Origin of the sequence: Aureimonas phyllosphaerae, assembly GCF_047943035.1 — a bacterium.
GTDB classification, from domain to species: domain Bacteria; phylum Pseudomonadota; class Alphaproteobacteria; order Rhizobiales; family Rhizobiaceae; genus Aureimonas; species Aureimonas phyllosphaerae.
On record NZ_CP181348.1, the window covers coordinates 2409398 to 2430072 of the forward strand.

18 protein-coding genes and 1 riboswitch are annotated in these 20675 nt (G+C 68.7%); of the genes, 8 read left to right on the plus strand and 10 right to left on the minus strand.

Going from position 1 to position 20675, the window contains the following annotated elements; genetic code table 11:
- Positions 1-134 precede the first annotated feature (134 nt).
- The gene (locus tag ACLNGM_RS11340; RefSeq protein WP_416354999.1) at positions 135-2264 is read left to right on the plus strand and encodes a putative bifunctional diguanylate cyclase/phosphodiesterase; all 2130 of its coding nucleotides are present in this window, start codon (positions 135-137) and stop codon (positions 2262-2264) included.
- On the opposite strand, the gene ACLNGM_RS11345 is transcribed toward ACLNGM_RS11340, so the two are convergent.
- Positions 2261-3649 (minus strand): PLP-dependent aminotransferase family protein, encoded by a 1389-nt coding sequence (locus ACLNGM_RS11345; protein ID WP_416355000.1) that lies wholly within the window; start codon positions 3647-3649, stop codon positions 2261-2263. The two genes, ACLNGM_RS11340 and ACLNGM_RS11345, sit on opposite strands and share 4 nt — an antisense overlap.
- Positions 3650-3783: 134 nt before the next feature.
- Between ACLNGM_RS11345 and ACLNGM_RS11350 the strand changes: the two genes are divergently transcribed.
- Entirely contained in the window at positions 3784-4641 is an 858-nt protein-coding gene (locus ACLNGM_RS11350; protein WP_416355001.1) for a DMT family transporter, read from the plus strand.
- 9 nt (positions 4642-4650) lie between these two features.
- On the opposite strand, the gene ACLNGM_RS11355 is transcribed toward ACLNGM_RS11350, so the two are convergent.
- A complete protein-coding gene (locus ACLNGM_RS11355) occupies positions 4651-4938 on the minus strand; it encodes a hypothetical protein (protein ID WP_416355002.1) in 288 nt (95 codons plus the stop codon).
- Positions 4939-4985: 47 nt separating this feature from the next.
- A riboswitch (SAM-I-IV-variant riboswitch) is annotated at positions 4986-5090 on the minus strand.
- Positions 5091-5319: 229 nt separating this feature from the next.
- Here ACLNGM_RS11355 and ACLNGM_RS11360 point away from each other — a divergent pair.
- Positions 5320-5724, plus strand: a complete 405-nt coding sequence (locus tag ACLNGM_RS11360; RefSeq protein ID WP_090960784.1) for a diacylglycerol kinase — start codon at positions 5320-5322, stop codon at positions 5722-5724.
- Here the strand turns inward: ACLNGM_RS11360 and ACLNGM_RS11365 are convergent.
- Entirely contained in the window at positions 5699-5884 is a 186-nt protein-coding gene (locus tag ACLNGM_RS11365; protein ID WP_090960781.1) for a DUF2256 domain-containing protein, read from the minus strand. The two genes, ACLNGM_RS11360 and ACLNGM_RS11365, sit on opposite strands and share 26 nt — an antisense overlap.
- Positions 5885-5977: 93 nt before the next feature.
- On the opposite strand from ACLNGM_RS11365, the gene ACLNGM_RS11370 reads away from it, so the two are divergent.
- The gene (locus ACLNGM_RS11370) at positions 5978-6670 is read left to right on the plus strand and encodes an SDR family oxidoreductase (RefSeq protein ID WP_416355003.1); all 693 of its coding nucleotides are present in this window, start codon (positions 5978-5980) and stop codon (positions 6668-6670) included.
- 4 nt (positions 6671-6674) lie between these two features.
- Here ACLNGM_RS11370 and ACLNGM_RS11375 read toward each other — a convergent pair whose 3' ends face one another.
- The 7 genes from ACLNGM_RS11375 to ACLNGM_RS11405 all read right to left on the minus strand — a co-directional run bounded on the left by ACLNGM_RS11375 (position 6675) and on the right by ACLNGM_RS11405 (position 14417).
- Positions 6675-8057, minus strand: coding sequence for a deoxyribodipyrimidine photo-lyase (locus tag ACLNGM_RS11375; RefSeq protein ID WP_416355004.1), 1383 nt, complete (start codon positions 8055-8057; stop codon positions 6675-6677).
- 30 nt (positions 8058-8087) lie between these two features.
- The gene (locus ACLNGM_RS11380) at positions 8088-8825 is read right to left on the minus strand and encodes an ABC transporter permease (protein ID WP_416355005.1); all 738 of its coding nucleotides are present in this window, start codon (positions 8823-8825) and stop codon (positions 8088-8090) included.
- Positions 8822-9760 carry an ABC transporter ATP-binding protein gene (locus ACLNGM_RS11385; RefSeq protein WP_416355006.1) on the minus strand — a complete coding sequence of 313 codons (939 nt, stop codon included), beginning with the start codon at positions 9758-9760 and terminating at the stop codon, positions 8822-8824. Before ACLNGM_RS11385 ends, ACLNGM_RS11380 begins: the two co-directional genes overlap by 4 nt.
- Positions 9757-10959, minus strand: coding sequence for an ABC transporter permease (locus tag ACLNGM_RS11390; protein ID WP_416358431.1), 1203 nt, complete (start codon positions 10957-10959; stop codon positions 9757-9759). Before ACLNGM_RS11390 ends, ACLNGM_RS11385 begins: the two co-directional genes overlap by 4 nt.
- Before the next feature lie 220 nt (positions 10960-11179).
- Positions 11180-11737, minus strand: coding sequence for a DUF4166 domain-containing protein (locus tag ACLNGM_RS11395; RefSeq protein ID WP_416355007.1), 558 nt, complete (start codon positions 11735-11737; stop codon positions 11180-11182).
- On the minus strand, positions 11734-12159 hold the full coding sequence (locus tag ACLNGM_RS11400; RefSeq protein WP_090960765.1) for a thiol-disulfide oxidoreductase DCC family protein: 426 nt from the start codon (positions 12157-12159) through the stop codon (positions 11734-11736). Before ACLNGM_RS11400 ends, ACLNGM_RS11395 begins: the two co-directional genes overlap by 4 nt.
- A 101-nt stretch (positions 12160-12260) precedes the next feature.
- Positions 12261-14417 (minus strand): TonB-dependent siderophore receptor, encoded by a 2157-nt coding sequence (locus tag ACLNGM_RS11405; RefSeq protein ID WP_416355008.1) that lies wholly within the window; start codon positions 14415-14417, stop codon positions 12261-12263.
- A 184-nt stretch (positions 14418-14601) separates the two neighbouring features.
- Here ACLNGM_RS11405 and ACLNGM_RS11410 point away from each other — a divergent pair, with 184 nt between their 5' ends.
- From ACLNGM_RS11410 to ACLNGM_RS11425, 4 genes are all read left to right on the plus strand, one after another.
- Positions 14602-15525: a class I SAM-dependent methyltransferase gene (locus ACLNGM_RS11410; RefSeq protein ID WP_416355009.1), complete on the plus strand. Its 924-nt coding sequence runs from the start codon at positions 14602-14604 to the stop codon at positions 15523-15525.
- Positions 15522-16259 carry a pseudouridine synthase gene (locus ACLNGM_RS11415; RefSeq protein WP_416355010.1) on the plus strand — a complete coding sequence of 246 codons (738 nt, stop codon included), beginning with the start codon at positions 15522-15524 and terminating at the stop codon, positions 16257-16259. Before ACLNGM_RS11410 ends, ACLNGM_RS11415 begins: the two co-directional genes overlap by 4 nt.
- 115 nt (positions 16260-16374) lie before the next feature.
- On the plus strand, positions 16375-17514 hold the full coding sequence (locus ACLNGM_RS11420) for an efflux RND transporter periplasmic adaptor subunit (protein ID WP_416355011.1): 1140 nt from the start codon (positions 16375-16377) through the stop codon (positions 17512-17514).
- Positions 17511-20666 (plus strand): efflux RND transporter permease subunit, encoded by a 3156-nt coding sequence (locus tag ACLNGM_RS11425; protein WP_416355012.1) that lies wholly within the window; start codon positions 17511-17513, stop codon positions 20664-20666. The genes ACLNGM_RS11420 and ACLNGM_RS11425 overlap by 4 nt, the downstream gene beginning before the upstream one ends.
- Positions 20667-20675 lie beyond the last annotated feature (9 nt).

Here is a 20675-nt window from a genome sequence, read left to right on the forward strand (position 1 = left end):
CCTGTCGTTTCCGGCATCGGCTTGGCGCCTCTGCACCGCGCGGAAGATAACCTCCGGTTTCGACCTTTCGATTCCTTTTTACCTTTCACGGCTAACGTGACCGTCGATCTGTGCCACGCACCGCACGGGAAACGATGGAACACCAGAACGACACGTCACGAGCCTTGGCTGGCCGCATCGCGACCTTCAACCGAAGCCAGCTCTTGCAATGCGCGGATTTCGCCAGGACGGTGCTCTGCGCCTCCCTTGTCGAGATCTGCGTGCTGGACGGCGAGCAACTGAAGCGCGTCCATCGTTCGGGCACCTCCGACCTCTCCGGGTGTGCCCTGCGAGTGATGCCACGCGAGCTCCAGGACACCCAGGACCTCCTGTTTCGCGACGTCCAGGCTTCGAGGGGGAGGGGCCGGTTCCGGCAGTGCGTCGTGCACGCGCCGGTCCGTCTCTCCGACAACACACTGGCGGGCTGTCTGTCCGTCGTACTTTCGCTGGGGGTCGAAGAGTTCGGTGCGGTCGAGACGCGCGTGATGCGCGAACTCGCGAGCTTCCTCGGGCGGCAGTTCGACTGGGCGCGTCGCACGGTGGAGGTCGACCGTCCATCGGTCTTCGAGGGTATCGCCACCACATCGCCCGACGGCATCGTCGCCGCGGACGCCAGCAACAGGATCGTGGCCTGGAATGCGGGCGCCGAGCAGCTTTTCGGCTTCACCGCCGAGGAGGCGATCGGCCAGCCCCTCGATATCATCGTCCCCATGGGCAACCGCGCTGCGCACCGGGCAGGCGTCGAGCGTGTGGCCGGTAACGGGCCGACGAGCCTTATCGGACGCTCGGTCACGCTTCATGGCCTGCACAAGAACGGCACGCACATTCCCATCGAACTTTCCCTGTCGCAGTGGATGGAGGGCGGTGAGCGCCGGTTCGGTGCGATCATCCGCGACGACAGCGAACGGCAGCGCCTTGCCGAGAGCCTGCGCGGCGCGACGATGCTCGATCATCTGACGGGTCTGGCGAACCGGTCGAGTCTCGACCGGCGTCTGGCCGCCCTTGTCGAGGCAGGACGCAAGATCACGCTTCTCCTCGTTGATCTCGACGGGTTCAAGGAGGTGAACGACACGCTCGGGCACCTTGCCGGGGACCAGGTCCTTGCCGAGGTCGCGGCCCGCCTGCGATCCGAGGCGCGGAACGGGCAGTTCGTCGCGCGGATGGGCGGCGACGAGTTCGTCGTGCTGATCGAAGATGACGCGAATCCGCTGGAGGGCGCCTGGCTCGGTGAAACGCTGATCGACGCGATCGAGCAGGCGATCACCATCGAGGACGCTATGGTGAGCATCAGCGCGAGCATCGGCGTCGCCTGTTCCGGTCACGACGATACGCCTGACAGCCTGCTCGGCGACGCCGACCTTGCGCTCTACAAGGCCAAGAGGAGCGGGCGAGGGCGGACGGAGCTTTTTACGCCCGACCTGCGGCTGAAGATCGTCGAGAAGGGTCTGGCGAGGACCGAACTCGCCGCCGCCTGGGCCGACAACCAGTTCGAGCTCTACTACCAACCGCAAGTCTCACTACGGGACGGCCGTCTTTGCGGCGCCGAAGCCCTCCTGCGATGGATCCATCCCCGGCGTGGCGTGCTGGCGCCCGGCGCGTTCCTTCCGATGATCGAGGCGGATGCGCTCGCCATTTCCGTCGGCGGCTGGATCGTCGACGAAGCGTGCCGGCAGGCTGCCGCATGGCGAGCCGGGCCGTTCCCCGGCTTCCGCATCGCGGTCAACCTCTTCGCATTGCAGTTCAAGTCCGGTGATATCGTCGGCGAGGTCACCCGTGCCCTGGAGCGTCACGACCTGCCGCCGGAGGCGCTGGAACTCGAGATCACCGAGAACACGATCCTCAAATCCGACGAGCGCATCCTGAAGCAGCTCAATCGCCTGCGCGATCTCGGCGTCGGGCTCGCCTTCGACGATTTCGGCACCGGCTTCGCCTCGCTCTCCATGCTGCGGGATTATCCGGTGACGAAGATCAAGATCGACCGCGCCTTCGTCAGCGGTGCCGACGTCTGCGAGCGCGACCGCGCCATCACGCAGGCGCTGGTTTCGATGGCGCACGGGCTGGGGATCGAGGTCATTGCCGAAGGTATCGAGACAGTCGAGCAGCATGCGCTGATGCTGGGACAGGGCTGCGACATGGGGCAGGGCTATCTCTACAGCCGCCCGGTCAACCCCCGGACCTTCCTCGCGCTCAGCCAGACGGACGCAAGGCTTCGCTCGGCCGGTTAACGCTCGCCTCCATGCGCCAACCCACTCTGAACGGTCTCCCAGACGCGTGGGTCGGACATCTGCGCCACGTTGAAGCGCATCATCGATCCTGCCCTGCCTGAAGGGCTGAACACGTCGCCAGGCGCCAGCACCACCCCGCGCCCGGCTGCAAATCGAGCGAGGTCGGCCGCGCTTCCGCCCTCCGGCAACTCGCACCAAAGGCTGAAGCCGCCGCGCGGAACCGTCCACAGGCGCAAGCCGATCGTCGCGAGACGCCGGGCGACTTCCCCGCGCGCCCGGCCGAGCCGTCGGCGCACGCCCTCCATGTGCCGGCGATAGCCGCCATCGGCGAGCGCGTCGTGGACGACGCCGGCCGAGACGGGACTTGCCGCCCCGAACTGCGTCGCGATCTGGAGGTCGGTGAGGGCTTCGATCCAGTCCAGCCGCGCCGCGATGTATCCGCAGCGAACCGATGCCGACAGGGTCTTGGAGAACGACCCGATGCGAAGGACGCGCTCCAGGCCGTCGAGATCGGCAAGGCGCGGTGTCGGCTCCGGCTCGAAGTCGGCCAGGATTTCGTCCTCGACGATGGCGATGTCGTAGGCGGCTGCCGCGGCCAGCACGCGATGGGCCACCGCAGGCGACAGGCTGGCGCCGGTCGGGTTGTGGATCGCTGAGTTGGTCACGTAAAGGCGCGGCCGGTGACGTTCCGCGAGTTCTGCGAACGAGGCTGGGTCCGGGCCTATGGGTGTCATCGGCACTCCGACGACCGTGACGCGGTGGGCGGACAGGAGCGCGCGGAAGTTGAAGTAGCAGGGATCATCCACCAGCACGGTCTCGCCGGTCCGCAGAAGGAGACGGCAGATCAGATCAAGCGCCTGTGTGCCAGAACCTGTCAGCAGCACCGCATCAGGCCCGACGTCGAGGCCTTCCGCCGCGAACTGCCGGGCCAGCAACTGGCGAAGCGGTGCATGGCCTCGTGCGGAACCGTAGTCCGTCAGGACCGCGTCCCCGGCGCGCGCGGCTCGTCGCAGGGCCCGGCGCAGCGCCTCGGTCGGCATCCAGTCGGCCGGTAGCCAGCCGCATCCGGGCTTTGCTGCCTCCGGTTCGGCGTCGAGCGACTGGCGCGAGACCCAGAACGGATCGATGGCGCGCTCCGCATCGCCGCGCGCGGTCGTGAGAGGTCGCGGCGCGGGGCTGCGCGCGACGAACACGCCGGAGCCCGGCCGTGCCCGCACCACGCCTTCCGCCGCCAGGCGCTCGTAGGCCTCCGCGACGGTCGACGGCGAAACCGAGAGGCTGGTGGCGAGCGCGCGAATGGACGGCAAACGGTCGCCCGCGGCAAGCCCGCGAGCGGCGATGCGATCGCGCACCGCATCCATCACCTCGTCCGTGCGTCGACCCATCGCCGCCCTCCTGCCGTCAACCGTACTATTCCGATAAACCATACGGTTCGAAGAAATTGTATGCCTTCTGTATCTCCTCCAGCGAAGCGGCGACGGGTTACGCCAAAGGCCTGAATAGTCGGCGGGGCGTTGCGATGAGATCGGTGGCGGGCTGGGGAAGCGGACTTCTCGGAGTGGTCATTTTCAGCGGTTCACTTCCGGCCACGCGTGTCGCGGTCACGGATCTACCGCCCTTGTTCCTGACATCGGCGCGGGCGTCGATCGCGGCCGTTCTGGCCGCCGGTCTCCTCGGCCTGCTTCGCCAGCGGCCGCCGGAACGCCGTGATCTGCCGGGTCTCGCGATCGTCGCCCTCGGCGTCGTCGTCGGCTTCCCGCTACTCACCGCGCTCGCCCTGCAGACGGTGACCGCATCCCACTCGGTCGTGTTCATCGGCCTCCTGCCGATGGCGACCGCCCTGTTCGGCGTCCTGCGGGCGGGCGAGCGGCCACGGCCGGCCTTCTGGCTCTTCTCCAGCCTCGGTGCCCTCCTTGTGTCGGGCTTCGCGGTTGCCCAGGGCGGGCGCGGCTCCTGGCAGGGCGACGGCTTCATGGTGGCTGCCATCGCCGTGTGCGGCCTCGGCTATGCCGAAGGCGCGCGACTGTCGCGCCGGATCGGCGGCTGGCAGGTGATCTCTTGGGCGCTGGTCCTGTCGCTGCCGGTGATGCTCGGGCTGCTCGCCTGGACCACGCCTGCCAGCTTCTCCACGGTCGGGGCGCCGGCCTGGGCCGGCCTTGCCTATGTCTCGGTGTTCTCGATGCTGATCGGCTTCGTGTTCTGGTACCGGGGACTGGCAAGGGGCGGCATCGCGGGCGTCGGCCAATTGCAGCTTCTCCAGCCGTTCTTCGGCCTTTCGCTGGCCGCGCTCGTGCTGGGCGAGCCGGTGCCGGCATCGATGGTCGCCGTCACGCTCGGCGTCGTCGCCTGCGTCGCCGGGGCGCGGCGCTTTGCCTGAACCGGGCGGTCAGGCCGCGAACCGCACGCGCTCTTCGACGCGATCGATCGCGAAGGTTTCGAGAGCCCAGTCGATCCCTTCGTTCCGCCGGTCGCCGTCAAGCGCACGCTCGAGGAACACAGTGCGGCGGTCGCGCGGATCGAGACGATAGATGCCCGCCCAGTCATCGTGGAATACCATCCAGATTTCGCCCGGCCGTTTGGCATGGCCGGTGCCGGGATGCCGCGACAGGCCGAGGAAACGGCTTTCGCGGCCAGCGTCGGCGAGAGGGTGGGATGCGGTCGTCGCGTCGGGCAAACTCGTGTCTCCGCCAGTCGTCGCGGGACCGATATGCAAGATATGGCGAGGCTCCGATTGGTTGCCGGTGCGGCCACATCCTCCTTGCGGAGCGCCACCTTGCCCGGACGGCAGGTTGGCGTTGGACATCGGTCCAACTCTTGATGCTGGCGCAGGCCTAGCAGATCGGAGCGGAAGCTGCAACTCGGTAGAAGGAGGGAGGCAGCCATCCGGGCAACCCGAACACGACGAGTTGTGCGGCAAGGGGCGATGCATCGACTAGAGAAGGGAATGCGAAACGGGTCGAAGGTCGGTCGAAAGCCATTCTCTCGCCATTCGCCTGCCGTAGCGCGGCTTGTGCGTCGCGCGAGTTGCCGACTCAACCCCTCGAGCACCTCCCCCATGTCCGATCCCGAAACGTCCGCCGGCCTCCCGCCCCCCAAGTTGAAGGGCATCGAGCACATTCTGGCGGCGGCCGGCTATTCGATCAACGGCGGGCGGCGGCTCCTGCGCGAGCCGGCCTTCCGGCACGAGATCCTGTTCGGACTGGTGCTCGTCGTGCTTCTGGCGCTCCATGGCGCCTCCACGGCCGCCTTTCTCATCCAACTCGTTCTTCTGGCGATCCTCGGCGCGATCGAGGCCGTCAACACGGCGATCGAACTCATCGTCGACCGCGTGTCGCCGGAGTTCTCGGCCTTTGCCAAACACGCCAAGGATCTTGGGTCCTTCGCGGTCTTCTGCCTGCTCGTCGCCAACGCGGCCTTCTGCGCGGCGGTGCTCCTCAAGGATTCGACGTCGTTTCTCTGAGGTCGCCGGCGCGGCGGCGCTTGGCCTCGGCGCGGCAGCGGTCGGAGCAGTAGAGCACCTCGTCCCAGGTCTTCGCCCAGGCCTTGCGCCAGACCATCGGGCGTCCGCAGTTGAGGCAGGTCTTCTGCGGCAGGTCGGCCTTTCGGCGCATCTTGGCCATGGGTGTCCTCGCGCGGTCTGGTCGCAGGAACCGAACCATGCGGCGCGCGGTTCCAGCGCAGCCATCGGCATTGGGTGGGCGTGGAGGACCAGGATGCTGCCATCGCTGCAGACGGGCTATCGGGCTCTCGTGTTCGGCGCCACAGGGGGCATCGGCAGCGCGGTTCTGCAAGCCCTGCAGGCGGACGAGCGCTGCGGCGAGGCCGTCGGCCTGTCGCGGCGCGACGGCTTCGACCTCGAGGACGAGACCTCGATCGCAGCGGCGGCCGAGCGTCTCGGCAGCGGCGATTTCGATCTCCTGTTCAACGCGACCGGCGGCCTTCAGCTCGGCGGTTACGGGCCGGAAAAGGCCTTGCGTGCCATCGAGCCGGACGGCATGGCGCGTCAGTTCGCCGTCAACGCGATCGGCCCGGCGCTGATCCTGAAGCATTTCGCTTCGCGCCTGCCGCGCGGCCGCCGCTCGCTCTTCGGTACCTTGAGCGCGCGCGTCGGATCGATCGGCGACAACCACCTTGGCGGCTGGATCTCCTACCGTGCTGCCAAGGCCGCGTTGAACCAGATCGTGCGCACGGCGGCGATCGAGGTGGCGCGTCAGCGCCCCGAGGCGGTGCTGGCGGCGCTTCATCCCGGCACCGTCGCGACGCGCCTGTCGGAGCCTTTCGCGGCCCATCACGACCGCCTGAACCCCGACGATGCCGCCGCCGCGCTCCTCTCCGCGCTCGACGCCCTGCCGGCCGAGCGCAGCGGGTGCTTCGTCGCCTATGACGGAAAGCCCATCGAGTGGTGAGGCGTCAGCGGTCGGCTTCGGCCTTCGCCAGCTTGTCGACCGTCTCGACATAGGCGTCGGCATCGAACTTCTTCAGCGTCGCCGGTCCGAGATAGCGGATGCTGCCGAACACCGGCCGCTTGCCCCACGGCCGGTCGTGCAGGCCGAAAAGCCAGGCGACGTTGGTGAAGGAGTTGGCGTCGCGCCCATCGAGGAAGTAGCGGTTGTTGAGCCGCAGCGTCGTGCGGAAGGCGTCCTCCGGCGAAGCCGACCATTCCAGGATCTTCTTGCCCCAGTACATGCGCAGCTGGTTGTGCATGTAGCCGGTCTCGCGCATCTCGCGCATCGAGGCGTTCCAGTAGGGATCGTGCGTCTCGCCGGCGGCGAGCTCCGTCTCGGAATAGATGTGCTCGCGCTTATCCTTGGCGTGCTCGCCTAGCGTCTTGCGGCACCAGTCCGGCAGGCAGGCGTAGTCGTCGTACTTTTCCTCGTAGAAGACGTGGTTCACCGCCAGCTCGCGCCGCACGATGAGCTCCTCGAGGTAGGACGCCTTGTCCTCGTCGCCACCTGTCTTGGCCTCGCGGACGGCCAGCGCGATCTCCAGCGGCCCAATCTGTCCAAAATGAAGGTAGGGACTCATGTGCGAGGCGGCGGCCGCTTCCGGCCGGTTGCGATCGGTGCCGTACGTCGCGAAGGACTTTCCAAGGAACGCCTTGAGGCGCTTGCGCGCCTCGCCCTGGCCACCGCGGAAACGCGTGACCGCGCCGATCTTGTGGTCGAGCTTCATCGAGGCGACGAGCTTGGCAGGGTCCGAGAGGGCGAGCTTCGACTTCGGGACATCGGCGGCCTGCTTGTGCTTCACCCGCCGCTCCGACAGGGGCTGGAGGAACTCGTCCCAGAGCTTGTGGATCTTCGGGCGCAGCGTGCGCGCGGCGTATTCGTGCTTGGGCGAGGCGGTCTCGACAGGGACCACCGTCTCGGTCTCGATCTGGTGCAGCGGGCAGTCGATGGCTTTCGCAAGCTTGCGCCGCCACTCCTTCTCGATCCGGAGATAGCCCCGGTCGCACACGGTCAGCGCGGCCTTCTTCGACAGCCGGAGGGCGATCTCGTCGGGGTCGCCGAGCGCGCCGTGGAAGGTCACATGCCGCTTGGCGAGATCGGCCTCCACCTCGGCCAGTCCCTCGACCATGAAGTGGTAGTGCCGCGCGTTGCCGTCGGGAAAGGCGTCTGTCATCCCGAAGACGCAGACCAGCGGCAGATCGAGCTCGTTGGCCCGGTCGATCGCATACTCCAGCGCATGGTTGCCGTGCGCGCGCTTGGCCGCCTGCATCCAGTAGAGGACATAGGCGCCGTCCTCGCGCGGCTCGCCCTCTTTCAGCATGCGGATGCGTTGCGGCTGGATGGTCATGCCACGGGTCCTCGATACGGGGGGAGGGGGTCAGCCGCGACGCGGCAGAGAGAGACGGCGTTCCAGAAGGGAGAGGGCGTCGAAGACGAGCACGGCGAGAAGCCCGACGATCACCGCGCCCTGCACCACGAAGGCGGTGTTGCCGGACAGGAGCCCCGCGATGATGACTTCGCCGAGCGTCGGCGCGCCGACGGTGGAGCCGATCGTCGCGGTGCCGAGACCGACGACGACGGAGAGGCGGAGCCCGGAGACGATGAGCGGCAGCGCCAGCGGCAGCTCGACCCGCCAGAGCCGCTGCCACGGCGTCAGCCCGACACCGCGTGCGGCCTCCATCACCGGGGGGCCCGCCGCGTTGAGGCCGGCCACCGCGTTCTCGAAGATCGGCAGGAGCCCGTAGAGGAAGAGCGCGAAGAGCGTCGGCGCGAGACCGAAGCCGACAGCCGGCACGGCGAGCGCGAGAACGGCGACCGGCGGGAAGGTCTGGCCGACATTGACGATGCTGCGCGACAGGGGGAGGAAGTCGGCGCCGAAGCGCCGCGTCACCAGGATCGCGAGCCCGGTCGCCACCACGAAGGCGGCAAGGATCGACGCCAGAACGAGTTCGAGATGGCTGACAGTGAGCGCCAGAAGGCTGGTCTGCGTGTAGATCGCCGGGGCGCCGTTCTTCACCAACGGCTGCAGCAGCGGCGCGAAGGTTTGCGGCGTCAGCACGACCGCCGCCAGGAGGGCCAGCGCCAGCGTGCGTGCGATGGGAGCGGCGAGGCTCACGCCGGGCGCGCCGCGCTCTGAATCAGCGCATCGCGGCGGATGATGCCGGCCGGAATGCCCCGTTCGTCGAGCACCGGAGCCGACTCACGGCCCGACCAGAGGAGTTCAGCCAAGGCATCGCGCCGGTTGAGTCCGCGGGCAAGCGGCGCGCCGAACGCCTCGCCGGGTTCCAGAAGCCCGTCGATGTCCTCCACCGCGAGGAGTCGCAGCGCCCGGTCGCCGCTGCCGACCATCTCCTCGACGAAGCCGTCGGCGGGACGCGCGAGGATTTCGGAAGGCGTCGCGCACTGGACGACGCGCCCGGCGCGCATGACGGCGATGCGATGCCCGAGGCGGATCGCCTCTTCCATGTCGTGGGTGACGAGCACGATCGTCGTCGCGGTTGCCTTCTGCAGCGCCTCGAGGTCGCTCTGGGCCTTGGCGCGGATGATCGGGTCGAGCGCGCCGAACGGTTCGTCCATCAGGAGGATGTTGGGCCGGGCGGCGAGCGCGCGGGCGACACCGACGCGCTGCTGCTGGCCGCCGGACAGCTCTTGCGGCAGCCGGTCGGCGAACTCGCGCGCGGGCATCTGGAAGAGTTCGAGAAGCTCCTCCACCCGCGCCCCGATCTCACGCTCGCTCCAGCCGAGAAGGCGCGGCACGGTCGCGATGTTCTGCGCCACCGTGCGGTGCGGGAAGAGGCCGTGGTTCTGGATGACGTAGCCGATACGGCGGCGAAGCAGCGGACCGGGCACCGAGCGAATGTCGGTGCCGTCGATGCAGATCTCGCCCGATGTCGGCTCGATCATCCGATTGATCATGCGCATCAGGGTCGTCTTGCCCGAGCCGCTGGTCCCGACGATCGCCATCACCGTGCGCGGCTCGATCGTCAGCGAGACGTCGTCCACCACGGGGCCGGCGTCGTAGCGCTTGGTGACGCGGCGGATCTCGATCATGACGCGGTCCCCTTGGGCGAAATGGAGGCGAAGTCGATGGCCGCATCGAGCACCGTTGCCGAGGCGAAGGCGAGGGCCACGGTCGGGAGAGCGCCGAGGAGCACGAGGTCGGTGGCATTCTGCCCGAGGCCCTGGAACACGAAGACGCCGAACCCGCCGCCGCCGATCAGCGCGGCGACGGTCGCGAGCCCGATGTTCTGCACGAGGACGATGCGGATGCCGGCGAGAATGACGGGGAGGGCGAGCGGCAGTTCGACGCCGAGGAGGCGCTGGCGCCGTGTCATGCCGAGGCCCGTCGCAGCGTCGCGCGCGGCATCGGGCACCGCGGCAAGGCCAGCCAGCGTGTTGGCGACCACGGGCAGCAGCGAATAGAGGACGAGCGCGACCAGCGCCGGCGCGGCGCCGATGCCGCGAATGCCGAGCGCCGAGGCGCCCGGCACATGCAGCGCCACCCAGCCGAGAGGCACGATCAGAAGTCCGAAGAGCGCGATCGAGGGCACGGTCTGGACGACGTTGAGGACGGCGAGCGCCGGCGCGCGTAGGGCCTCCATGCGCCAGGCCAGCACCGCAAAGGGAACGCCGAGCGCGACCGAGACGGCCATGGAGCCGAACGCCAGTGCGAGGTGCCGGGCGCCCTCCGACCAGAAGGTGCCGGCGCGCACGGCGTATTCGCGCATCATTGACAGGCCGTCGAAATGGCCGGTGGCCAGGAGGGCACCGATGACGAAGAGGATGGCGGCCAGAAGCACCAGCCGCAGAACCGGACCCGGCCGCAGCCGCGTGAGCGCGTCGGTGAAGAGAAGCGCGAAGCCGCAGAGCGCCATCCAGAAGCCCGATGCGGGCGATACGCGCGCATAGGGATTTTCTGGTGCGGCGAGGACGCCGGGCGCGATGCCGATCGCCAGAAGCAGGGTCACAAGGCCGGCGAGCGCGACGCCGACACGCAGCGTCGGCCCGAGGCGAACGGCGCCGAGCACAGCGAAGGCAACGAGGATCGCAAGGAGAACGGCGCCGGTGCCGGACGGCAGCGACGCCGTGAAGCTGTTCGCGACGCCCGGCACGATTCGGTTGGCCTTCGCGGTCGCAAAGGGCAGGAAGGCGAGGGCTCCGAACAGAAGGAGCGCGGCGGAAACGCCGATCTTGTCGAGCCGCACTGCCGTCTTCCGACTTTGCGCCATGTCGGTGTCCGAGCGCAGCATCGCCTCGTTTGCCTCGGCCGGCGGTGTCGGAAGGAGAAGGGCGGACATGGCTTCTGTCTCCGGTGCTCGTCGCGGGATCGGCGCCTCGCGGGCAGGCCATGGTCTGCGTGCGGGTCGCCCCGCGTCACCCAGAGATTATGGGGCAGGCAAACGATTCGTCAGGGGTGCGCCCCCTCCCGCGACCGCATGGCACGCCCATCGGGCGCGCGCTCGCACGGAATCATCCGGCGGTCGGAGCCTCGGTCAGGTGCCCGCGATAGGCGACGACGAGGCCGATCACCGGCGCCCGGATCGTGACGTCGAAGCAGAAGCTGCCACCGCCCTGCGTTTCGAACGCCTCACCGAATGTCGGCAGCCATCGGGGCACGGGCAACCCGAGGCACCAGGCGCGGCGCTGGACGAGTTCGAGGCGGCCCGCGTGGAGGACGAGCGCGGTGGCGACGCAGACCGGCCCGAACCGTTCGAAGAGAAGCATCTCGCCGCGATCGACGCCGGCCCACTGCGTGGACCGGAAGACGTGCCCGTCGAAGTCGCGGGTCCAGACCTCGCCGGCCCCATGAGGCTCGACCGTCACGGTGACGGGCACGGCCTCGCCGGCCGCGGGAAAGCGGAGGATCGCGGCGGCCATGCGAGCGAGGATGCCCCCGCCCCGGTGGATCGAGGCCGTGCCGACCCAGCGGTGCGGACCCCGGCTGGTGTGGAACGCGCGCACGGGACCCGGCAGGTCTGCGAACGCCGCGCCCATCACGACCTGATAGGCCGATGGGTCTGCGTTCAAAGGATGCGGCCGCGATATTCGGGGGCGGGCACCCAGCACGTCTCCCGCTTTCCGAACAGCCGGTAGCGGTTCCGGGCGACCAACCGGTAGACAGCGTCGCGGATCGGGCGGGGCACGAGCCGGAACACCCCCATCAGCTTCCAGGGGAAGCCGATCCGCTCGTAGATGCTGAGGACCGCGTCGCTGTCGCGGCGCAGCCGATCGCCCTCGACGACGATCATGGTGGAGGGATCGTTCGGATCCATCCCATGCCTTCTGTAGAGCGCCTGCCCGACATCGCCCTGCATCGAGGCCAGACGGAACCGCCCCGCCTTGTCGTGGTCGAGCACGAACTGGGCGTTGGCCGAACACAGGACGCATTCCGCGTCGAACAGGATGATCGGGCCGTCCGTCTCGGGTCTCAACTGGGCGGCCTCCCGCATCCGATCGTCCTCTGCGGCGCAGGCGGCGCTTCGAGGAGGCCGCCGCGCCAGAGGTAGACCGCGCGGCAGCGTCGGGAAAGCCCGTGCGACGTCCTGGAGCGCTAGAACCGGAAGCGCAGCGACCCGATTACGTCGCGACCCTGCTCGCGGTAGCAGTACGCGTTGTTGCAGAGGGCCGCCCGGTTGTCGAAGAGATTGTTGGCGTTCATCTGGGCGCGCACGCCTTCGAGCTTCGGGTTCGCCGCGCCGAAGTCGTAGCTGATCGCCGCATCGATCAGGATGCGGGAGTCGTTCTCGCGCGTGTTCGTGTCGTTGGCCGCGTTGGCGCCGAGGAACCGGCTGCCCACGCCGAAGCCCAGACCTTCGGCGACGCCGGAGCGGACCTCGTAGTTGCCCCAGAGCGAGAACTGGTGCTCGGGAATGCCGGCGACCTGGTTGCCGACGTTCTCGCCTTCGGTAAACGCGATGTCGGTGTAGGAGTAGGCCGCGACGAGGCTGAGCCCGTCGGTCAGGGCGGCGTTCGCCTGCAGCTCGAACCCCTGCGAGCGCACCGCCCCCGTCTGGACCTGGAAGAAGCTTGACGTGTTGACCGGGTCGGTAACGAGGAGATTGTTCTGCTCGATGCGGAACAGGGCGGCGTCCACCGTCAGGGCGATCCAGTCGGGGGCGTATTTTACACCCACCTCGACCTGCTCGCCCTCCGTCGGATCGAACGCACTGCCGTCGAAGGCGGTGCCGACCGTCGGAGCGAAGGAGGTCGAGTAGTTGGCGTAAGGGGTGATCCCGTTGTCGAAGAGATAGGAGAGGCCGACCCGGCCGGAGAAGTTGCGATCCTCGGCCCGGACCGTCGCGTCGGGGTCGTTGTTGTTGAACGTGTCCGTGTCGAGCCAGTCGTAGCGACCGCCGACCGTCAGGACGAGGCGCTCGTACTCGGCCTGATCCTGCAGGTAGAGACCGATCTGGCTCTGGTGCGTCGTCGTATTGACGAGGTTGTGCGAGGTGGGCCCGAAGATCGGCTGCTGCCCGTAGTTTCGGGTGACGAGGTCGAGATCCGGCGCGGACGAGCCGCCGTAGCGGTATTGTCCGTCGAAATAGGTGTAGTCGAGCCCGCCGAGCAGCGTGTGGCCGACGGCGCCGGTCTCGAACTTGCCTTCGATCTGGTTGTCGACCGCGAATCCCCTGGCGTCGTCCAGGATTTCGCCCGCGCTGCGGCTCGCCGACAGCCCGTCCGGGTCGATGCCGAGTACCGAGACGAAGCGCATGTCGGTTGCGATCGTCTGGTAGCGCAGGTTCTGGCGAACGGTCAGCGTATCGTTGAAGCGGTGCTCGAACTCGTAGCCGACGCGCCCTTGGGTCTGATCGAGGTCGCGGAAGGCCGGGTCGCCCTGCTCGATGCCGGTGATGCGGGCGTCGGGCGTCGTGAAGAACCCGCGCCCGCCGCCTGACTTGGTGTCGGTGTACTCGCCAAGGAACGTGAACTGCGTGTTCCGATCGTCCGAGCGCAGCGTAAAGGCCGGGGCGATATAGGTGCGGTCGTCGCGGGCGGCGACGAACTCGGTGTCGGCGGAACGCTCGATCCCAGTGATCCGGTAGAGCACGTTGTCGTTGCCGCCGAGCGGGCCGGAGGCGTCGAAGTTCGCCTGATAGTGGCTGTCCGTGCCGATCTGGCCGACGACTTCGCGGAACGGCGCGTCGGTCGGGCGCTTGGTCACGAGGTTGACGATGCCGCCGGGCGCGGAGGCGCCGTACAGGACCGAGCTCGGCCCCTTCAGGATCGACACACCTTCAATGCCATAGGGCTCGTTGCGGAAGTAGGCGAAGGAGCCGCCGAGCGAGCGCAACCCGTCGCGATAATAGCCCGTGTTGGCGACGTTGAAGCCGCGGATGAATAGCGTGTCGAACGCCGGGTCGAAGCCGAACGTGCCCGCCCGCACGCCCGCCGTGTAGCGTGCGGCCTCGACCAGCGTCTGCACGTTGCGGTCGTCGAGTTCTTCGCGCGAAATGACGGAGACGGCCTGCGGCACCTTGCGCAGGTCGGTATCGGTCTTGGTGCCAACGCGCGCCTCACGCCCGACATAGCCCTCGGTCGAGATCCCCCCGCCGACGCCGACGCCCTCCGACGCCGCGCCGCTTCCCGCGCCATCCACCACGACGGTGTCGAGCACCACGTCCTGAGCGAGCGCCGGACCGGCCATCACAACCCCGGCCAGAAGGGCGACGCGTCGTGCGGAACGGATGGAAGGACGAGTGAGGGGCATGGGTCGGCTTTCACTTCATGGCGATTTCGTGGCATGCCCTCTCAAACATGACAGAAAGAGTCAAGTATATGGGTGCGAAAAACGTCAGTCCGACTGACGACGGGCGGCAGGCCTGTGGACGACGCGTCTCGTTTCGATCCCCCGCGTCCTTCGACAGGGCGCGCAAATGCGCTATGGGACGGGGGTGAGCGACATTCCTTCCGTTTCCGTTCGGTGCGCCGTCTACGGCGCGCCGCCATCCGACCTTCTCGACGTGCCGGACGACGCCGTTCAGGTGTCGCCACTACGGCCAGGCTCGGTCGGGCTCGACACCCTTCCCGATGCGACGCTGGAGGAAGCCGTCGTCGCCGCGCCGCCTGGCTCGATCGAGCGCCGCCACGTGCTGGCGCAGGCCCTTCGGGCGCTGCGACCGGGCGGAACGCTGGACGTGCTGGCACCGAAGGACAAGGGCGGACAGCGCCTGCGCGGGGAGCTCGAAGCCTTCGGCTGCGCGGTGGCCGAGCGGTCCAAGGCGCGCCAGCGCATCTGCCGGGTGGAACGACCGGACGCTCCGATCGGTCTGGACGCCGCGATCGCGGAAGGGGCGCCGACGGTGGTGGAGGAGACCGGCCTCCACTCGCAGCCCGGCGTCTTCTCCTGGAACCGCACCGATCCGGGCAGCGCCCTCCTCATGCGCCATCTCCCGGCCTTCTCGGGGCGAGGCGCCGATCTCGGCGCCGGGCTCGGCGTGCTGGCGCGCGCGGTTCTGTCGGCGCCCGCCGTCGAGGAGCTGACGCTCGTCGAGCTCGACCGGCGGGCGGTCGAGGCGTCGAGGAAAAACGTCTCAGATGCGCGCGCCCGGTTCCTCTGGGCGGACGTGCGCTCGGTGCCGCTGTCCGATCTCGATTTCGTCGTGTCCAATCCGCCGTTCCATGCCGAAGGCATCGAAGACCGTGCGCTGGGCCAGGCCTTTGTCGCTGCTGCCGCGCGCATGCTGCGGCGCTCGGGAACCTTCGTCCTCGTCGCCAACCGGCACATGCCCTACGAGGACGGACTTCGCGCGGCCTTCCGCAGTATGACCGTGCTCGCCGACGAGGCGGGCTACAAGATCATCGAAGCGCGCAAATGACCAAGGTTCCGACCGCCCGGCTCGACAAGCTTTTGGCCAATCTCGGCTACGCCTCGCGCCGCGAGCTCCAGTTGTTGGCGAAGAACGGCCGCATCCGGCTGGACGGCGCGCCGCTCGCGCGGGCCGACGAGCGCATCGCCGTCACCCCGGATCTCGAAAGACGAATGGTCGTCGACGGCGAGCCGCTCGATCCGCTGCCGGGCTTCGCGCTCATGGTGCACAAGCCGCTTGGCGTCACCTGTTCCCACAAGGAGGCGGGGCCGCTGGTCTACGACCTTCTGCCAGCCCGCTGGCGACGGCGCGATCCGGCGATCTCGACGGTGGGCCGCCTCGACAAGGAGACGTCCGGCCTTCTTCTGATGACCGACGACGGCGCGCTGCTCCATCGCATCATCTCGCCGAACAGGCACGTGCCGAAGGTCTACCGCGCTCACCTCGCGCGGCCGATGACGGGCGACGAGGCGGCGCTCTTTGCGGCCGGCACGCTGATGCTGGACGGCGAGGACAAGCCGCTTAAGCCGGCCCAGCTCGCGGTCGTAGGGGAGCGGGAGGCGCTCCTCACCGTGCACGAGGGGCGCTACCATCAGGTGCGCCGGATGTTCGCGGCGACCGGCAATCATGTCGAGGCCCTGCACCGCGAGGCGGTCGGCAGCCTTTCGCTGCCGCCCGATCTCGAGTCCGGCGCGATCCGGCGTCTATCGGCCGACGACATCGCCGCGATCTTTGCGGCTTGAGCGGCGGGACGTCGCGTCGCGGTTGACGCGGGTGCCTGGCGACACGATGTCACGCTGAGGCCAAGCTTTCGCGCTTCTTCTCGCCCCTGTTCGAACGGATACCGGATCAAGATTCATGGCCGTAAGGCTTCGCAGGCTTTTGACGGGCCTCCTCGTTCTCGGGCTCGGTGCCGGCGCCTATGTCGCGCTGGACCGGGGCACCGACCGCTCGGATGCGGCCGTGCTGGCGCCCGCCGCGCGCGAGACGGGACCGATCGAGCTCGCCGCCTTCGAGGTCGAGACGGTGGCGGCGCGCGACTTTGCCCGCACCGTCGCCGTCTCGGGTCCGGCGCGGCCGATCCGCCGCGCCGTGGTGACGGCCGAGGTTTCGGGTCGCCTCTTCGAGGTGACGGTCGAGGTGGGGCAGGCGGTGACGTCTGGCGAGGTTCTGGCGCGGTTCGACGAGACGCTCCTGCGCTCGGCCCTGTCGGCGCGCGAGGCGACGCTCGAGGCGCGGCGTTCCGAGATCAAGCTGGCGGAATGGACGCTGGAGCGGCGCGAGCAGCTCGGCACCCGCGGCATCACGTCGGACGCCGATCTTCTCAGCGCGCAGTCGCAGCTCCTTAACCTTCAGGCGCAGGCCCGCGCGCTGGAGGCCGAGGTCGCCGACGCGCGCAAGGCGCTGGACGATGCGGTCGTCACCGCGCCGCTCGACGGCGTCGTTGCCGCGCGGCCCGTGGAGCCCGGCCAGACGGTCGCCGTGAACACCGAGCTTCTCCAACTCGTCGACCTGTCCACGGTGGAGGTTGCTGCCAACGTGCCGACGAGCCGGATCGGTGAAATCGCGGTCGGCCAGACGGCGCGTCTGCGCTTCGAGGGCGCGGGCGAGCGGGTCTTCGAGGGGCGCGTCTCGCGCATCGCGCCGGAAGCGGAGGCCAATTCGCGCGCGATCAGCGTGTTCGTAACCATTCCGAACCCCGACGGCGCGATCCGCGGCGGCATGTTCGCGGTCGGCGAGATCGCGATCGAGGCGATGGACAAGGTCGTCGCCGTGCCGCCCGCAGCCATTCGGCAGGACGAGGCGGGCGCCTTCGTGCTGGCGGCGGAGGCCGGAAAGCTGGAGCGGCGCCCCGTCGAAGCCGGGGCCAGGCTGCCGCGCGAAGGTCTGGTCGTCGTCACCTCCGGCGTTTCCCCCGGCGACACGGTGGTCGTCGCGCCGCTGCCCGACCTCAAGGCGGACACGGCGGTGACGATCGAGGGCGCTGGCCCAGCATGATCCTCACCCGCATCAGCGTCGCCCATCCGGTCTTCGCCACGATGATGATGGCGGCGATCGTGGTGATCGGGCTGTTCTCCTATGGGCGGCTCGGCCTCGATCAGTTTCCGGACGTCGACCTTCCGGTCGTCGTGGTGGCCACGACCTATTCCGGCGCCTCGCCCGAGACGGTGGAATCCGAGATCACCCGTCCCGTCGAGCAGGCGGTGAACACGATCGGCGGCGTCGATCGCGTGACCTCGCAGAGCTTCGAGGGCCGCTCGCTCGTCATCGTCGAGTTCACGCTGGACACGGATTCGCGCACCGCGGCGCAGGAGGTGCGCGACCGCGTTTCGCGCCTCGAGGCGGGCTTTGCCGACGGCATCGACACGCCGCAGGTGACGCGCTTCAACCCGGACGACCAGCCTATCCTCTCGCTCGCCGTCTCGTCGGCCACGAAGACGCTGCCCGAACTGACGACGATCGCCGACCAGATCATCACCCGGCGCCTCAATGTCGTTCCCGGCGTCGGCCAGACGGCGATTGTCGGCGGCGCCAAGCGGCAGATCCAGGTGCTGCTCGACCCCGAGCGCATGGAAGCCTTCGGCGTTGCGCCCGGCACCGTGATGGATGCTATCCGCCGCGAGAATCAGGACATCGCGGCCGGCGCCCTGACCGCCGGCATCACCGGCCGCAACGTGACCGTGGAAGGGCGCATCGCCGATGCTGCCGGGTTCGAGCGCATCATCGTGAAGCGCGACGAGGGTGCGCCGATCCGCCTCGCCGACGTCGCGACGGTGCGCGAGGCCGGCGCCGAGCTGACGAGCCGCGCGGCCTATCGCGGCGTGCCGGCGCTTGGGCTCGACGTCGTCAAGGTGCAGGACACCAACACGGTGGCGGTCGCCCGCGCTCTGCGGGCCGAGATCGAGAAGCTGAAGGTTGAGCTGGCGGGGCAGGGCGTCGAGCTCGCCGTCTCGCGCGACAATTCGCGCTCGATCGCCGCGCAGGTCGCCGACGTGCAACGCACGTTGATTGAGGGGGCGCTGCTCACCGTCGCGATCGTCTTCCTGTTCCTGAATTCCTGGCGGTCGACCGTCATCACCGGCCTGACGCTGCCGATCTCGGTGATCGGCACGTTCGCCGTGATCCACCTCCTCGGCTTCACGCTCAACACGATGACGCTCCTGGCGCTCTCGCTCGCCATCGGCATCCTGATTGACGATGCCATCGTCGTGCGCGAGAACATCACGCGGCATCTCCACATGGGCAAGTCGCACCGGCAGGCCGCGATCGACGGCACCGAGGAAATCGGTCTCGCGGTGCTGGCCACCACCCTCTCCATCGTCGCCGTGTTCCTGCCTGTCGCCTTCATGGGCGGCATCATCGGCCGCTTCTTCCTCGAGTTCGGCGTCACCGTCGCGGTGGCGGTCCTGATCTCGCTCTTCGTCTCCTTCACGCTGGACCCCATGCTCTCCAGCGTCTGGTACGATCCCGCCTCGCAGCCCGATGCCAGGCGCGGGCCGCTCGGCCGGCTGGTCGCCCGGTTCGATCGCGGGTTCGAGCGGACAGCCGCGCGATATGCGTCCGTGATCCGCTGGACGTTCCGCCACCGCATCCTGACGCTCGGTGCGATCCTTCTCACCTTCGGCGTCAGCCTCGCGCTCGTGCCGCGCATCGGCGCCGAATTCGTGCCCGCCGGCGATCGCGGCGAGTTCACCGTGTCGATCGAGACGCCGGAAGGCTCATCGCTCGACTACACCGCTCGCAAGGTTTCGCAGGTCGAGCGTGTCTTGGCAGGCGTGCCGGAGATCGCGACCTACTATTCCACGGTGAATGCCGCAGCCTCGCGCGGCTTCAACTCCGCGACGGTCGCCGTCACGCTGAAGCCGATCACCGAGCGCACGCGCGCCACGATGGATCTCGCGGAGCCTCTGCGCGAGCGCCTGTCGCGCATTGCGGGCCTGACGGTCTCGGTCAACCAGCCGTCTTTGGGCGGCGGAGGCGGCGGCGGTGCCAGCGCCAAGCCGCTGCAGGTCTCGGTGCTCGGCGAGGGCGAGGCGGAACTGAAGCGCCTGTCGGACGAGATCATGGCGCGGCTGCGGGCCATCCCCGGCGCTGTCGAGGTCGAGTCCTCGCTGGACGACCAGCAGCCGACGCTCGCCGTACGGGTGCGCCAGGAGGCGGCGAGCGATCTCGGCGTATCGCTGCAGGCGATCGGCGACACGTTGCGCCCGCTCGTGGCGGGTGATGCGATCTCGGTCTGGAACGCGCCGGACGGCGAGACCTACGACGTCCTCGTGCGCCTGCCGGAGGCGGGGCGCGAGCGCGCGGCACAGCTCGGCGAGTTGCGCGTCGCTTCCAGCCGGCAAGACGCGAGCGGCCGGCCGATCCTCGTCTCGCTCGACCAGGTGGCCGACGTCGTCGACAGCGTGGCGCCCTCGTCGATCAACCGGCGCGACCTGTCGCGCGAGGTGCGCATCTCGGCCAATGTCGAGGGACGCGCGCTCGGCGAGGTGGTGGCCGACCTCCAGCGAGAGATCGCCGGACTGACACTGGCGCCGGGATATCGCGTCTCCTTCGGCGGCGAGGCGGAGGACATGGCCGAGAGCTTCGGCTATGCGATCCAGGCTTTGGGACTCGCGGTGATCTTCATCTACCTGATCCTCGCCTCGCAGTTCGGCTCCTTCCTCCAGCCGCTCGCCATCATGACCTCGCTGCCCCTGTCGCTGATCGGTGTGCTTCTTGGTCTGCTCGCGACGGGATCGACTCTCAACATGTTCTCGATCATCGGCTTCATCATGCTGATGGGTCTCGTGACCAAGAACGCGATTCTCTTGGTCGACTATTCCAATCAGGCGCGCGCCCGCGGCCTGTCGCTGCGCGACAGCCTTGCCGAGGCGGGGCAGGTGCGCCTGCGCCCGATCGTGATGACGACGCTCGCGATGATCTTCGGCATGTTGCCGCTGGCGCTGGGTCTCGGCGAGGGGGGCGAACAGCGCGCGCCGATGGCCCATGCGGTGATCGGTGGCCTCCTGTCGTCCACGGTCCTGACGCTGATCTTCGTGCCTGTGGCGCTGACCTATCTCGACGGGCTGGCGCGTCGCCTGCGCCCCTTCCTGCCGCGCTCGGCCGACGATGCCCATTCCCGGGAGGCTGCCCGTCCTGCCGAATAGGCGAGGGGG